The organism is Pantoea sp. XAF26B01_ASV70 (assembly GCF_054512635.1).
This window is the reverse complement of record NZ_CM137251.1, coordinates 2,136,220-2,151,178: the sequence shown is the minus strand read 5'-3', so window position 1 is coordinate 2,151,178 and position 14,959 is coordinate 2,136,220. Positions and strand designations below refer to the sequence as shown.

The 14,959-nt window shown below is 55.9% G+C and carries 16 protein-coding genes; 7 read left to right on the top strand and 9 right to left on the bottom strand.

Features of this window, described 5'->3' with window-relative positions:
* Positions 1-6 precede the first annotated feature (6 nt).
* On the bottom strand, positions 7-1,224 hold the full coding sequence (mlc, locus tag ACX8ZY_RS10030; protein WP_010244790.1) for a sugar metabolism global transcriptional regulator Mlc: 1,218 nt from the start codon (positions 1,222-1,224) through the stop codon (positions 7-9).
* 130 nt (positions 1,225-1,354) lie between these two features.
* The gene (locus ACX8ZY_RS10025) at positions 1,355-2,248 is read right to left on the bottom strand and encodes a LysR family transcriptional regulator (RefSeq protein WP_010670180.1); all 894 of its coding nucleotides are present in this window, start codon (positions 2,246-2,248) and stop codon (positions 1,355-1,357) included.
* Positions 2,249-2,343: 95 nt separating this feature from the next.
* Here ACX8ZY_RS10025 and ACX8ZY_RS10020 point away from each other — a divergent pair, with 95 nt between their 5' ends.
* The 4 genes from ACX8ZY_RS10020 (at position 2,344) to ACX8ZY_RS10005 (ending at position 6,039) form a co-directional block, all read left to right on the top strand.
* Positions 2,344-3,597 (top strand): MFS transporter, encoded by a 1,254-nt coding sequence (locus ACX8ZY_RS10020; protein ID WP_033767304.1) that lies wholly within the window; start codon positions 2,344-2,346, stop codon positions 3,595-3,597.
* 167 nt (positions 3,598-3,764) lie between these two features.
* Positions 3,765-4,025, top strand: coding sequence for a hypothetical protein (locus ACX8ZY_RS10015; RefSeq protein ID WP_010244780.1), 261 nt, complete (start codon positions 3,765-3,767; stop codon positions 4,023-4,025).
* Between the two features lie 112 nt (positions 4,026-4,137).
* Positions 4,138-4,680, top strand: coding sequence for a cytochrome b561 (gene cybB / locus ACX8ZY_RS10010; protein WP_010244777.1), 543 nt, complete (start codon positions 4,138-4,140; stop codon positions 4,678-4,680).
* Between the two features lie 174 nt (positions 4,681-4,854).
* The gene (locus ACX8ZY_RS10005; protein WP_010244774.1) at positions 4,855-6,039 is read left to right on the top strand and encodes a sugar transporter; all 1,185 of its coding nucleotides are present in this window, start codon (positions 4,855-4,857) and stop codon (positions 6,037-6,039) included.
* A gap of 61 nt (positions 6,040-6,100) precedes the next feature.
* Here ACX8ZY_RS10005 and bhsA (ACX8ZY_RS10000) read toward each other — a convergent pair whose 3' ends face one another.
* A complete protein-coding gene (bhsA, locus tag ACX8ZY_RS10000) occupies positions 6,101-6,358 on the bottom strand; it encodes a multiple stress resistance protein BhsA (RefSeq protein WP_010670183.1) in 258 nt (85 codons plus the stop codon).
* A gap of 39 nt (positions 6,359-6,397) precedes the next feature.
* Complete coding sequence (bhsA, locus tag ACX8ZY_RS09995; RefSeq protein ID WP_010244768.1) at positions 6,398-6,655, bottom strand: multiple stress resistance protein BhsA; 258 nt, start codon at positions 6,653-6,655, stop codon at positions 6,398-6,400.
* Positions 6,656-6,962: 307 nt separating this feature from the next.
* On the opposite strand from bhsA (ACX8ZY_RS09995), the gene ACX8ZY_RS09990 reads away from it, so the two are divergent.
* The gene (locus ACX8ZY_RS09990) at positions 6,963-7,613 is read left to right on the top strand and encodes a TetR/AcrR family transcriptional regulator (RefSeq protein WP_010244765.1); all 651 of its coding nucleotides are present in this window, start codon (positions 6,963-6,965) and stop codon (positions 7,611-7,613) included.
* A gap of 47 nt (positions 7,614-7,660) precedes the next feature.
* On the opposite strand, the gene rhaM is transcribed toward ACX8ZY_RS09990, so the two are convergent.
* From rhaM to rhaB, 4 genes are read right to left on the bottom strand one after another with little or no spacing between them, the layout of a single operon-like run.
* A complete protein-coding gene (gene rhaM / locus ACX8ZY_RS09985; protein ID WP_010670186.1) occupies positions 7,661-7,975 on the bottom strand; it encodes an L-rhamnose mutarotase in 315 nt (104 codons plus the stop codon).
* The gene (rhaD, locus tag ACX8ZY_RS09980; RefSeq protein WP_010670187.1) at positions 7,965-8,807 is read right to left on the bottom strand and encodes a rhamnulose-1-phosphate aldolase; all 843 of its coding nucleotides are present in this window, start codon (positions 8,805-8,807) and stop codon (positions 7,965-7,967) included. The genes rhaM and rhaD overlap by 11 nt, the downstream gene beginning before the upstream one ends.
* 10 nt (positions 8,808-8,817) lie before the next feature.
* Positions 8,818-10,074 (bottom strand): L-rhamnose isomerase, encoded by a 1,257-nt coding sequence (locus tag ACX8ZY_RS09975; protein WP_010244756.1) that lies wholly within the window; start codon positions 10,072-10,074, stop codon positions 8,818-8,820.
* The gene (gene rhaB, locus ACX8ZY_RS09970; protein ID WP_421664928.1) at positions 10,067-11,539 is read right to left on the bottom strand and encodes a rhamnulokinase; all 1,473 of its coding nucleotides are present in this window, start codon (positions 11,537-11,539) and stop codon (positions 10,067-10,069) included. The genes ACX8ZY_RS09975 and rhaB overlap by 8 nt, the downstream gene beginning before the upstream one ends.
* Positions 11,540-11,830: 291 nt before the next feature.
* On the opposite strand from rhaB, the gene rhaS reads away from it, so the two are divergent.
* Together rhaS and rhaR are read left to right on the top strand one after the other, a co-directional pair.
* A complete protein-coding gene (rhaS, locus tag ACX8ZY_RS09965) occupies positions 11,831-12,652 on the top strand; it encodes an HTH-type transcriptional activator RhaS (RefSeq protein ID WP_029519526.1) in 822 nt (273 codons plus the stop codon).
* Between the two features lie 11 nt (positions 12,653-12,663).
* A complete protein-coding gene (gene rhaR / locus ACX8ZY_RS09960; protein ID WP_050680444.1) occupies positions 12,664-13,527 on the top strand; it encodes an HTH-type transcriptional activator RhaR in 864 nt (287 codons plus the stop codon).
* A 173-nt stretch (positions 13,528-13,700) separates the two neighbouring features.
* Here the strand turns inward: rhaR and rhaT are convergent, their stop codons facing one another.
* On the bottom strand, positions 13,701-14,735 hold the full coding sequence (rhaT, locus tag ACX8ZY_RS09955; protein ID WP_010670192.1) for an L-rhamnose/proton symporter RhaT: 1,035 nt from the start codon (positions 14,733-14,735) through the stop codon (positions 13,701-13,703).
* Positions 14,736-14,959 lie beyond the last annotated feature (224 nt).

The following is a 14,959-nucleotide window of genomic DNA, read 5'->3' as shown; positions in this document are numbered from 1 at the left end:
GCCCGCTTAACCTTGCAACAGTTTCACTAACAGGTGTCCGTTATAGAGCGCGTCTTTGATCAGGGCTGCGCCGCCTAACGTTCCCGGCTCGCTAAATTCGGTAGGTGCCAGCTGGATACTCGCGCTGTAGGCCGGGAGTGATTGCTGCAGAATGGTGTTGCTCACGGCCGGAAACAGCACATCCGCGGCGGCATTCAGGGGGGAACCGATAAGAATATGTTGAGGATTGAAGATGTTGACCATCATCGCCAGAATCCGGCCAACATGATGACCCACGCTGGCGATGGTGTCGCGCGCCAGACGGTCGCCAGACTGCGCCGCCGCGCACAGCGACTCCAGCGTCAGCGGCTGATTATTGAGCAGGCTGTCGGGCTGGGCCGGCAGACGCTGCGCCGCCAGAGCCAGCAGACTGCCGGTGCTGGCTACGGTCTCCAGACAGCCATGATTACCGCAGTAGCACTGCTGACCATACGGGTCGATCTGGGTATGCCCGATCTCGACCAGCGCCCTGCCACTTTTATGCAACAGCTGACCGCCACTGATCACCCCGGCTCCCACGGTTTCATCAATCACAATCTGAATCACATCCTGCGCCCCACGTGAGGCACCAAACAGCGACTCCGCCAGCGTCCAGGCTGAAATATCGTGCTGCACAAACACCGGTAAGCCGGTTCGCGCCGCCAGCGCATCGCCCAGCGGCATATCGCGCACCTCATAACCCGGTAGCCGATGCACCACACCAGACGCGGCGTTGATCAGCCCTGGCAATGTAATGGCAATGGCCGTCAGGCGTTCCAGCTTCTTCTGATGACGAATAAAGAAGGCATCAACCTGTTCAATCAGCGCGGTAAGTAACGGCTGAGCAGACTCATCAGGCAGCGGCAGGCTCTCTTCCACCAGTTCCTTGCTGCTGAGATCGCGCAGCGTAAACGTCATGGCGCCGCGATGCAGGCGAATAGCCAGATAGTGCCAGGCGTCGGTATCCAGTATCAGGCCTATCGCCGGACGACCACGACTGCCGGGATCCTGAAACTCGGTCTCCTGCACTAAATGTGCGTCCAGCATTTCACGCACAATTTTGGTAATGCTGGCCGGAGCAAGCTGGGCACGGCGGGAAAGTTCGATACGCGAAATGGGACCATAACGGTCAATTAATCGATATACGACACCTGCATTAGTCTGCTTGATCTGGTCAATGTGGCCAGGTTGACTGTCCGGATTCACAACCCTGCTCCCGGTTATTTTCGCGCTTCTAAATAAACATGCGCCATGGTGAGCCAGATCCGGCGACAGCGTCAAATATTTGATTAGAAATGTGATTTATCGCACAGATTGATGCGGTGTTGCCCGCGCATCAGGGCCGGTTTCGCCGCAGCAACGCCATCATGTTTTCCATCTGCGCATTTATTTCGCGTCCGGCTGACCAGACCAGCCACAGCTCTGAAATGGCATCCTCTTCCGTTAAGGGCAACCAGACCAGATCGGCCAGCCGCGCCCGACGAAATGAGGCAGGCAGAATGGAAACGCCTAACCCGGTTGCCACCAGCCCCAGTATGGTCATCGCCTCACCCACTTCCTGGGTAATAAAGGGCTTGATATGGTAGCGGTGCAGCAGCGCCAGAATATCGCTGTAGAGCGCGGTTCCGCCCTGAGGGTCAAAGAATACAAAGGGTTCCGCCGCCAGGGCAGTGACAGAGATTTTATCGGCGTCAGCCAACGGATGCGCCTTATGCACCACGGCATAAAGCGGCTCACTCAGCAGCAGCTGATGACGCAGATCGGCGGGCAGCGGCGTGTTGCGCATCACGCCAAGATCGAGCCGTCCATCATGAAGCGGTGCGAGCTGCTGGCGGGTATTAATCTCCTGCATCTGAATATGTACCTGCGGCCAGCGCTGACGAAACCGGAATAGCGCGTCAGAGACCACGGCGGTAAACGGGGCCGAGGAGGTAAAGCCAATCCGCAGCTCCCCCTCTTCACCACGATGCAGCCGGGCGGCGCGATCGGCCGCCTGCTCGACCTGCAACAGAATCGCGCGGGCGTCACTCAGCAGTTGCTGTCCGGCAGCGGTAAGCTGCACGCTGCGGTTAGTGCGATTGAACAGCCTTGCGCCCGTTTCTGTTTCCAGCTGAATAATCTGCTGGCTGAGCGGCGGCTGAGAAATGTTCAGTCGCTGGGCCGCCCGCCCGAAATGTAACTCTTCCGCCACTGCAACAAAGTAACGCAGATGACGCAGTTCGATATTCATATCTTAAACGTCTCATTTGAGATTATTAATATATTAGACATCATAATGCCGCTTTCCTAAGCTGACGACAGGTTTTCTAAATTTGAGGAAGATGTGTGAGTCGCTCAACACAGGCTGTCACAGTGGATGAGAATGCGGTCTCTGCGCCGCCAGAGTCAGTTGCCGCTTCAGGTCATATCCGCCGGGATTCCCCACAGTTTATGCGCGTGACGCTGGCGCTTTTCTCCGCCGGGCTGGCGACCTTTGCCCTGCTCTACTGTGTGCAGCCGATTCTGCCGGTGCTGTCACAGCAGTTTGGTATCTCTCCGGCAACCAGCAGCCTGTCGCTCTCCATCTCGACCGGCCTGATGGCGCTGGGCCTGCTGGTCACCGGGCCGCTCTCTGATGCTATCGGTCGTAAATCGGTGATGGTCACAGCCCTGATGCTGGCCGCCATCTGCACGCTGGTCTCGGCCACCATGACCAGCTGGCACGGCATTCTGATTATGCGGGCGCTGATGGGGTTGTCGCTGAGTGGCGTGGCGGCGGTCGGCATGACCTACCTCAGCGAGGAGATGGATGCACGGGTCGTCGCCTTTTCCATGGGGTTATATATCAGCGGTAACTCGATAGGCGGGATGAGCGGTCGACTGCTGAGCGGCGTGCTGACTGACCTCTTCTCATGGCGACTCGCCGTGGCGGTGATCGGCTGTTTTTCGCTGGCCTCGGCGCTGATGTTCTGGAAAATCCTGCCTGCGTCGCGCCATTTCCGGCCCATTACGCTGCGTCCGCGTAATCTGCTGATTAACTTCCGGCTGCACTGGCGCGATCCGGGCCTGCCCTGGCTGTTTGCCGAAGGATTCCTGCTGATGGGAGCATTTGTCACCCTGTTTAACTATATTGGCTACCGTTTACTGGATGCGCCCTGGCATCTCAGCCAGGCTGTGGTCGGGCTGTTATCAGTGGTCTACCTCACCGGCTCCTGGAGTTCGCCTAAGGCGGGCGCGCTGACCAACCGGTTGGGTCGGGGACCGGTGATGCTGGGTGCTACCGCCATCATGTTGCTGGGTTTGCTGATTACCGCCTTCAACTCCCTCTGGCTGATCCTGCCAGGGATGATGCTGTTCACCGCCGGTTTTTTTGCCGCCCATGCGGTTGCCAGCGGCTGGATTGGCCCCCGGGCGCGCCGGGCACGAGGCCAGGCTTCTTCGCTCTATCTGTTCAGCTACTACGTGGGTTCCAGCGTCGCGGGTACGCTGGGTGGCGTGTTCTGGCATAACTTTGGCTGGAGCGGGATTACGCTGTTTATCAGCGTCCTGCTGATCCTGGCGTTACTGGTTGCCTGGCGTCTGCACAGTAAAAAACTCTGAGAATGTCTTCTCATGCCAGGCCTGGCTTCTCCTGCGGGCCTGGCGGTTTATCACAATAAACGCGCTATTCAGAGCCACAGCAAACAAAACGCAGGTTTCCCGCTATAATCGTTTTTATTGTAATAATTCATCTGCTTTGCCTTTTAACACGGCAACAAGGAACGCCTGTGGCTCTCTACTACTACGTCAATAAACAGTCAGGATATAACAATAATCATGTGGTTCATGCCGCAGGCTGCCCCCATCTTCCCGACATCGATAACCGTATGTTTCTGGGCAGTTTTTACCATGTGAATGCCGCCATCCTGCAGGCTAAAAAATATTATGCTGGCGCAATCGGCTGTGAAAATTGTTGTCCACTCAAAAATGTTGACCAGCAGGCCACCCAGCTCAGCGTGGCCCTGAAGCACACCCCGGCTTCGCGTTAATCTGATCCACCTGGTAAGGGGAAAAAAATTTTTCCCGCTGCGCTAATTTGTTAAGAATTACCGCTGTTTTCCGTTATGTTAATTTTTCTGATTCTCTTTAATGGAATGCACAATGCGGGATAAGTTTGCGCGCGCTCAGATAGCCCTTCACTGGCTCACCTTTTTACTGGTGGTGACGGCCTACGCCACCATTGAACTGCGCGGTTTTGCACAGCGCGGATCCTGGCAGGGTTATGCCATGATCATTACCCATTTCAGCGCCGGCGCGACCATCCTGGTATTGATGCTTGCCCGCCTCTTTTTACGCACCCGGCATCGCACACCGCCCATTACTCCCGCTCCGCCGCGCTGGCAAACCGGGCTGGCACATCTGACTCATACCCTGCTCTATGCTCTGTTTATCACTCTGCCGATCCTCGGCCTGACATCGCGTTATCTTAAAGGTCGGGAATGGTGGCTGTTTGGCATCAGCATGCCGGTCGCGCCTGAACCTGACTTTGATATGGCGGATATGCTGATTGGCTGGCATGAAACCCTGGCACCGCTGGGTTACTGGCTGATCGGACTGCATGCTGCTGCCGCACTGTTCCATCACTATCTGCTGAAAGACAATACTCTGCTGCGAATGATGCCCGCCCGGCGTCGCGGTCAATAACCTCAGGCTATCGCCCTGTGATGGGGCGATAAAAAAATTTCAGCATTAAAAGGCGTTTATAAGGTTTCTCTTCCCGCTTTATTCACTACAATGGTCAGTAATTTGTGACGCAGGTCACTTTCGCTGGATGTTTCTGCCGCATCCGATTCGCTGTACTGACTGACTTGACTCCTCATGCAACCAACTACTGTTTCACGTAAAACTGCCTGGCTACGCGTGGTATTGCTGGCCATCGCCGCCTTTGTATTTAATACCACCGAATTTGTGCCGGTTGGCCTGTTATCTGACATCGCTGCTGACTTTTCAATGCAGACGGCTGACGTCGGGATCATGCTGACCATCTATGCCTGGGTGGTCGCACTGCTCTCACTGCCGCTGATGCTGCTGACCCGCAATATTGAGCGACGACTGCTGCTGGGTGTGCTGTTCCTGATCTTTATCGTCAGCCACGTTCTTTCTACCGTTGCCTGGGATTTCCGTTCGCTGATGGTGTCACGCGTGGGTATCGCCCTGTCTCACGCGGTGTTCTGGTCGATCACCGCCTCGCTGGCGATTCGCGTCGCTCCGGCCGGTAAGAAAACTCAGGCGCTGAGTATGCTGGCAACCGGTACCGCGCTGGCGATGGTGCTGGGCGTGCCGATTGGCCGCGTGGTGGGTCAGTATCTTGGCTGGCGTACGACCTTCGGCGCGATTGGCCTTTCGGCACTGGTGCTGATGATTATGCTGGTGCGCATCCTGCCGCGTCTGCCGAGTGAACATACCGGCTCGCTGAGCAGTGTGCCGATGCTGTTTCGCCGTCCGGCGCTGGTCAGCATGTATCTGCTGGTGACGCTGGTTGTTACCGCGCATTACACCGCTTACAGCTATATCGAGCCCTTTATGCAAACCGTGGCCCATTCCAGTGGCAACTTCACCACCCTGCTACTGCTGCTGTTTGGCTCTGCGGGCATTGTGGGTAGCGTACTGTTCAGCACACTCGGTAATAAGTTTCCCTCCGGACTGCTGATTGCGGCCATCGCGCTGATCACCCTGTGCATGGGCCTGCTGATTTTTGCTGCCGTTCGCCCTGCGGCTATCTCAACGCTGTGCGTTGTCTGGGGAATGGCGATGATGATGATCGGACTGGGTATGCAGGTGCGGGTGCTGTCGCTGGCACCGGATGCCACGGATGTGGCGATGTCGCTGATGTCCGGTATCTACAATATCGGTATCGGCGCGGGTGCGCTGCTGGGTAATCAGGTCAGCCTGCATCTGAGCATGGCGGAAGTTGGCAATGTCGGCGGGATGATTGGCCTGGTGGCGTTACTCTGGTGTGTTTATATCTTCCGTCGTTATCCACAGTTACGCAGTAACGGATAATAAAAAAGGCTTCAGATAAGCGGGTTATCTGAAGCCTGTTCAGGGTTATTTACCGATCACTTTATCTATAAAGAACGGCTGTGCCATGCAGGTTGTTGCTGCCAGAGGTCGAAGTGATGCGGAAAGACTTTGCCCCTGCATCGCTGGCCTTTTCTGACAGTTGCTGCTCCAGCGAAAGCAGATTAGTACTGCCCGTTGCGCTGATGACACCGATTTTTTGCTGATCCAGCGGTGTGCTGCTGACCTGCTGGGCCGCTACGCTGGCAAATGACAGACCGCTTAGCACCGCCGCCACGACCATCATATTGATACTTTTCATAACGAACCCCTTCTCACTTATTCTGTTGAAAAACCAAAATTACTGATAAATCACAGCCGTGCCGTGCAGTTTGTTCTGGCCGCTGGTTGAGGTGATGCGGAACGATTTCGCACCCGCTTCATCCGCTTTAGCACTCAGCTGCGCTTCAACAGAAGACAGATTGGTGCCGCCCAGTACAGAGATGGTGCCAACTGGCTGCTGATTAACAGGTTCGCTGGTCACCAGGTCAGCGGCAGATGCGCCAAAAGTCAGAGTCGTCAGTGCCAGTGCTGCCAGGGTGATTTTGATGTTTTTCATAATAATCTCTCTATTCAATATTGAAATTCGGTTGGTCTGAATGGGTTGTCACTATTTAATTAATGACCGTTAAACAAATGATAGACCCCGATACGGTTTGTCGTCAACATTTATTTAATGAGCGTTATTTAATTCGCGGAGTGGCGTGATTATGGGCTTCAGCTTCTTTTCTGACTTAACCTAAGGGGCTGTAATAATGCGCTGGCGCACAAAATGGCAACCCCTGCCGGCGACATCCACGCCAGGCCTTGCACATTTTTATAATGATCGGTAATTTAATAGGGTGTTTTACTGTCAGTGAGGGTGTATGAGTCAGGTTCAGGATTGCGATGTAAAGAAATGCCGCGGCCGACCAAAAGTGTTCGATCGCGAAGCAGCGCTCGATAAAGCTCTGACCCTGTTCTGGACGCACGGTTACGAGGGAACTTCTCTGGCCGATCTGGTGGCCGCAACCGGCGCGAAAGCGCCAACCCTCTACGCCGAGTTTGTTAATAAAGAGGGACTGTTTCGCGCGGCGATGGAGCGCTACGTGGAGAAGTTCAGTGCATGGCGTGAAGCGGCATTGGGCGATGACCAGTTACCGGTGGATCGGGCTATTGAAGCCTATTTCCGCGCCACCGCGGCCTGTTTTACCGAACGCGACTCTCCCGGCGGCTGTTTCTTTATCTGCACCTCAACCGCCCTGTCGGCGGCTTCAGCAGAGATTGCCACCATGCTGCAACAGCAGCATCAGTCGCAGGAGCATGTGTTAAAAGATTTTTTGCTGGCGCGTCAGCAGCGTGGTGAACTGAGTGCGTCAGTAAACATTCCCGCGCTGTCACGTTATCTGAGTTGTATGCTGCAGGGCATGTCGGTGCGGGCGCGTGAAGGCGTTGAGCGTGACGATCTGGAGAGCATTATTGATACGCTGATGGCGATGTGGCCGACACTCACCGGCCTGTGTCAGGCTAAGCGTTAAAAATATCAGGGCGGCGATGCCGCCCTTTTCATCTTTTATTCCCGATTTTATTCCAGAAAGAAAACCGGTTTTAACGGCTCACTGATCGGGCTGTTATCTGCATTAGACGGCATCAGATCTTTCATTGATGCCCACCAGCGCTGACAGACCTCCGTTTCCGCCACCGCGTTCCAGCGCTCCTCAGATTCAATCTCAACACTGGCGAACAGCAGATGCCGCTCGGCGTCCAGCCAGATGGCATAGTTATGCGCGCCGTGCGCTTTCAGGGTTTCGGCCAGTTCAGGCCAGATCGGTGAGTGCCGACGCTCATACTCTGCATGGCAATAAGGGTTCACCTGCATCACAAAGGCTTTACGCAGCATTAGCAGGCCCTGCATCCAGCGCCGGTTGCCACGGCTTCACACCAAATCGCTCACCCAATGCAACCAGCTGTTCTGTGGTGATACTCTGACGAATACCGCCCATCGACAGCACTTTGACGATCACTTCTGACGATTTCTCCGCCGTATCAATCAGACCAAAAGTCTCATCGAGTGTCGGGCCCGTGCCAAAGACACCGTGGAATGGCCACATCACCAGGGTATGTGACTGCATCTGCCCGGCGGTCGCGGTGCCGATTTCATCGGTGCCGGGCACCATCCAGGGTAAAACACCCACACCGTCCGGGAACACCACCAGACATTCGGTACTCCCTTCCCACAGCAGGCGGGTAAAGCGGGCGGAATCCATCTCAACCACATAGCTTAAGGCCATAAAGTTGGTAGCGTGACAGTGCATGATCACCCGGTCTGCACCCTTGCTGACCGCTTTACGCACCGCATGAGACTGAAAGTGTGACGCCAGTTCAGAGGTCGGCAAACCGCCATTCGACAGGCCCCAGTGAATTTTATAAGAGAGCCCTTTGTCATCGACCTGCAGCAGTGCCAGACAATCCGCCGGATCAAGCTGGACATTACGCATGAATTTTCCTGACCCGGTCACCAGAAACCAGTCGTTCGCCAGCGCCGGCGCAGGTTGTGTCAGCTCAATACAGCGCGGTTGCAGGCAGAAATCAGCGGCAAAAGGTTTAACCTCCTCTTCCCGCAGACGCAGGCTGACGTTGCCGCCGTTACGTTCGTCCCAGCCCTTCAGCCACATATCGCTGGTTGCTTTGACCATTCCCTTAACAAACCCGGAAGAAAGAATGCTTTGCATAGTGAAATCCTTAACGTTGGCTCAAAATCTGTTGTTCATAATGACGGACGTCGCCTAACCAGCTGGCATCAGCCGGGACGTCATGGCGCAGGCACCAGGCTTCCCATACCGCCTGCCACGGCAATGATTTTTGCTCTTCCAGCAGCGTCAGCCGCGCGGTGTAATCGCCCTCGTTCTCGGCCTGGCGCAGACGATCGGTTGGCTCCAGCAGGGCACGCAGCAGCGCTTTTTTGGTGTTACGGGTGCCGATAACCCAGGCGGCAATCCGGTTGATAGAGGCGTCGAAGAAATCGAGTCCGATATGCACTTTGTCGAACAGTTGATGGCGGACGATCTCACTGGCGATCGCCTGAGTTTCATCATCCAGCAGCACCACATGGTCGCTGTCCCAGCGCACCGGGCGGCTGACGTGCAGCAGCAGACGCGGCACATAGAGCATCGCGGCGGAAATTTTATCGGAGATCACTTCGGTGGGATGGAAATGTCCTGCATCCAGGCATAGTGCCGTCTGGCGGCTGGCGGCGTAACCAAGATAAAACTCATTGGAGCCCACGGTGTAGCTCTCTGCGCCAATGCCAAACAGCTTGCTCTCAACCGCGTCGATATGGTGCTGCGGGTTCAGTTTTTCTGAGATGACCTCATCCAGTGCGCTCATCAGACGCTGACGCGGGGCCAGGCGATCCACGGTAATATCTTTCATGCCGTCCGGCACCCAGATATTCATCACTGACGGCGTGCCAAGCTGCTCACCAAACGAAGCGGAGATGCGGCGACTCGCTTTGCAGTGATCGATCCAGAACTGACGCACGGTTTTATCACTGTGCGACAGCGTAAAACCGTCGGCACTCATCGGATGCGAGAAGCAGCTGGGGTTAAAATCCAGCCCTAAGTTGTGCTCTTTCGCCCAGGCAACCCAGTTGGCGAAATGGGCAGGTTCAATGGCATCCCGATCGACTGGCTTGTCACTTTCCAGATAGATAGCGTGCAGGTTCAGACGTTTTGCGCCTGGGATCAGAGACATCGCCTTGTCGATATCGCTGCGCAATTCACTGGCATTGCGTGCCCGCCCCGGATAGTTGCCGGTCGCCTGGATGCCGCCAGTCAATGCGCCCTGTGGGTTCTCAAAGCCCCGGACATCGTCCCCCTGCCAGCAGTGCATCGAGACAGGAATGCTGTCCAGCTGGCGAATGGCCTGTTCAACATCAACTCCATTGTCAGCGTAGCGTTGTTTAGCCAGTTCAAAAGCCTGTTCAATCTGCTTAGTCATAAGCGGGTTCCTTAGCGGGTTGACTCAGCGTCGCGAAGCGTGCCTGACTGGCACTGAAGACGCTGTGAGTTTGCGGTTCGAATTTTTCCAGTGGGAAGTTGTTGATGACGCTGCAGCGGAAATCAGCCACATCGATCAGTTCGCCAAGTGCAATCAGCTGGCAACCAACGTTACCCAGCGTGGAGGCTTCAACCGGACCTGCCAGCACCGGAATCTGGCAGGCATCGGCACAGAGCTGGTTAAGAAAACGGTTCTGACTGCCGCCCCCTACCACGTGCAGCTGGCTGAAAGGTTTGCCTCGCAGCTCTGCCAGCTCCTGGATCACCTCGCGATAGAGCAGTGCCAGGCTGTCAAATATGCAGCGGGCCAGCGCGGCGGCAGATTGTGGCACCGGCATTCCCTGCTCTGCGCAGGCGTTCTGAATCTCGTTAACCATGCTGTCGGGATTGATGAAGCGCGCATCGTTGGGACTAATCAGTGAAACACAGGCGGGCTGCCGTGCCGTCTGATCAATCAGTGCGCTGAGATCGTCAATCTGAAGTTCGCCGCAGATGCGCTGCAACAGCCATAAGCCCATGATATTTTTCAGTACGCGGTAGCCTTCTGCGCCGCCCTCATTGGTGATATTGGCGCGTAACGCGCCATCGCAGGCATAAGGCTGCAAACTTTCAAAGCCCATCAGCGACCAGGTTCCGGAACTGAGATAGGCGGCATCGTCCTGCATTAGCGGCGTTGCCAGAACCGCGCTGGCGGTGTCGTGGGTGGCGACAGCAATAACCGGGACCGGGACACCTGCGCTATTGACCCAGTGGCCGACGGTGTTGCCCGGTGCCTGCGGCTGGCCGAACCATTCAGGAGCAACGCCCGCCCAGGCGAGCAGATCACGATCCCATTCGCCGCTGTGAATATTGAGCATTTGCGTAGTGGTGGCGTTGGTGTATTCCCAGTTGAGATTACCGGTCAGGCGATAATGCAGATAGTCCGGCATCATCAGCGCATGCGCCACGCGGGCCTGCCAGTCGGGCTGCTGCTGATGCAGGGCGCGCATCTGATAGAGCGTATTGAATGGCAGAAACTGAATGCCGGTTCGGGCGTAGATGGCACTGCGGCTCAGTTCGTGCTGCGCCTGCTCCATCAGGCCGTGGGTGCGCGCATCGCGGTAGCTGACCGCCTCACCCACCGGCTCGCCCTCTGCATCCAGCAGCACCATATCAACGCCCCAGGTGTCGATACCGATACTGTCTGGCACGATCTTCTCTTCATCTAACTGAGCCAGCCCGGTGCGTATCTCCTGCTCAAGCATCGTCAGATCCCAGCAGTCATAACCGGCACGACGCTGGCGCTTATTTTTAAAGCGCCGGACCTCACGAAGCGCGATCTGGCGCTGCGCAGCATCCCAGCTTGCGAGCATGACCCGCCCGCTGGATGCCCCGAGATCAATAGCAACAATGTTTCTCCTGGTCATGGCGACTTTTCCCTGTGATTGAGTGGTCACAGAGTAAAAACCTGGCCGGTTAAAGACCTTCCCCGGAGTGCCAGCGGCTGATAAGCCCTGGCAGACTTGCAAAGAACTTCGTGAGAGAGATCACAGAGGTGAAAGGCAGGAGGATGTGACCCCTGCCGCAAATCTGTTAACTGCTGAGGATTTCTTGAAAAATCAGCATGATTCCTGCTGAGTCAGGCTGAAAATTCAAGGTAAGGTTAGAGCGTGCTGATTAGACTGCGTTACGGTTTTGTTAAGCAGCGAGAGATGACCATGACCATATTGCACAGTGCGGATTTTTTCCCCGAAGGCGATTACGCCATTGCGATTGAACCCCGCGTACCTCAGGCCGCCTTCCCGGAACATCATCATGATTTCCATGAAATTGTGCTGGTTGAGCAAGGCTCTGGCATTCATGTGTTTAATGGTCAGCCACAAACGCTGTGCGCCGGTTGCGTCTGCTTTGTGCGCGATCACGATCGTCATCTTTATGAGCAGACCGACAACCTTTGTCTGACCAACGTGCTTTATCGCAGCCCCGGCGCGTTTCGCTTTCTCTCCGGGTTACAGGCTTTACTGCCCTGCGATCAGGACGGGCAATATGCTTCCCACTGGCGCATCAATCAAAAGGTGATGACGCAGGCGCTGAGTGTGGCGGCGCAGATGCAGCCGGATGATACCTGGTCGATGGAAAAACAGGCGCGTCAGGAACAGCTCTTTTTACAGTTGCTGGTGCTGTTGCGTGAGGCGTGCATTGACGGACAGAGTCAGGATCAGGAGGCGCGGCTGCATCGTCTGCTCGACTGGCTGGGTGAGCATTACAGTGATGAGATTATCTGGGATGAACTGGCGGATCGCTTCTCCCTGTCGCTGCGTACCCTGCATCGGCAAATGAAGCAGCAAACCGGCAGCACGCCGCAGCGCTACCTGAACCGTGTGCGGCTGTTGCAGGCCCGTCATCTGCTGCGTCACAGTGATATGCGAATTACCGATATCGCCTTCCAGTGTGGATTTGGGGACAGCAACCATTTCTCAACCCTGTTCAGGCGCGAATTTGGCTGCGCACCGCGAGCGGAGCGCCAGCAGATGATGTAAAGGAGCCAATCATGGCGTTGATACTCAGTCGGGATGACTATTTTCCCGCCACTACTCTACCGGTGGCGGTCGCCGAAAGGATGCCACAACCCTCTTTCCCGCCGCACCGACACGAGTTCAGTGAAATCGTGATTGTCTGGCGCGGCAATGGCCTGCACGTCCTCAACGATCGCCCCTGGCTGATTACCTGTGGCGACGTTTTTTATATCCGCGACAGTGACTGCCACAGCTACGACAGCGTTAACGATCTGGTGCTGGATAACATCCTCTACTGTCGTGACCGCTTTGGTCTTGCCCTTGACTGGAATCAGCTGCTGCCGCAACAGGGCCCGGATGCGCCTGGCGGCTGGCGGCTGACCACGCGAGGGATGGCGCTGGCCCGGGGAGTGATCAGCCAGCTGGAGCGTGAAAGCCGAAAAAGCGATCCCCTGTCAGTTCAGCTCTCAGAGGCGCTGTTTTTACAGCTGGCGCTGATTCTGCGCCGCCACGGCTACGCGGCCGACCGCCCCTGGGCGTTGCCGGAGGGCGAACAGCTCGATCTGCTGATGTCAGTGTTGCAGGGTGCGATTGCCCGCCCCTTTGATCTCGCGGAGTTTTGTCAGCAGAACCAGCTCAGCGAACGGGCGCTGAGGCAGCTTTTCCGTCAGCAGACCGGGATGACTATCGGGCATTACCTGCGTCAGCTGCAGCTCTGTCAGGCAAAATATCTGCTGCGCACCCAGGATTGTCTGATTAGTGAGGTTGCCGCCCGCTGCGGCTTTGATGACAGTAACTATTTTTCGGTGGTTTTCACCCGTGACACCGGTTTACCTCCCAGCGCCTGGCGACAGCAATTTATCGCGCCACGCCAGGCACTGAAAAGTGCCGAGTCTTAATAAAACGGGCCTGCATAGCAGGCCCGTTGAGGTAACAGAGAAAAGCTGTTCCACATTGCCGGGAAACAGTGCCTGCGAATTAAACTAATGTGTTGTTGTAAGTAAAACCCCGACGGAGTGAGCCATCAGTCTGGCAGGCCCCGCCTGCATAAAGACAGAGTCACTATTCGCGATCAGGCCGCCATGCCAAGTCCCACAATATTGGCGGCAATGATAATCACCACACAGCCGATTGATAACACGCTGACCGGGCGGCGCCCCGCAGACTTCCACTCCTTCATCAGCAGCCCCACCAGACCACCACACAGGACGTATAGACTCATGTGCAGCATCCAGCTGACATAGTCATACTGCGCCGGGATTCTGGCATGGCCCCAGGCATAGAAGAAGAACTGCAGATACCACATGGTGCCGCCGAGCACCGCAAAAGCGGTATTGGTAATCAGCAGCGACTTCCCGACCGAGAAGTCTTTACGCACCGACAGCTCTGGCCGGGTGGCCAGCCGCCAGAAACAGAAGGCCAGATTAACCAGAGCCCCGCCGCCCATAATGATCACGTAGCTGGGCAGAGCTACATACAGCGGATCGATGCCAAGATTAGCGGCGGCCTGATGCATGGGCTTAGCCGCATCCATGGCAAAGGACATACCCGCCGAGAAGATGCCGCACATCACCGCCAGCACCAGTCCTTTTCTGAGATTAAACTCTTCTGCGTTAATCCCCAGCGCCCGCTCTTTTAACAGCCCGGCACGCGACACAATCCCGACGCCAATCAGTGCCACCAGTACGCCCAGCAGGGTTAACCGGCCACCCGCCGACGCGAAGAGCTCACCAAAGCGCCCCTGCAGAAGCGGTGTCATCAGCGTGCCGACCACCAGGGTAATGCCAATCGCGATACCGATCCCCATCGACATGCCGAGATAACGCATGGTCAGGCCGTAGTTGATATTGCCTATGCCCCACATCGCGCCAAACAGAAATACCGGTGTCAGCTGGGACAGCGAGAAGCTGCTGTAATAGGCCATAAAATCTGGCAGTAAAATGGCACTTACCGCCCACGGCAGGATCAGCCACGACATCAGGCCACCGATCGACCACATGGTTTCCCATGACCATCTTTTCACCTGTTTAAAAGGCGCGTAGAAACACGCGGCGCTGGCAGCTCCGACAAAATGCCAGAAGATACCCGCAATAATGGCACTGTTCATTGTTATTCCCCGGTTAGGTTGAGGCCTGTCGGAAACCTGTCTGCTTCCGCTCAGCAGGCAGTCTACGTTCAGCAGGAATTCCTCAGCCTTTGGATAAATGCCGGAAGCCACAGTGAAGTGGCAATATTTACCCGTTGTGCCCATCAGGGATCACAATTTCACCGTTGTCAGAAAACCGGACGATTAGTTAAGTAAGTAACTTATTATTCAATGTTTTTTTCATT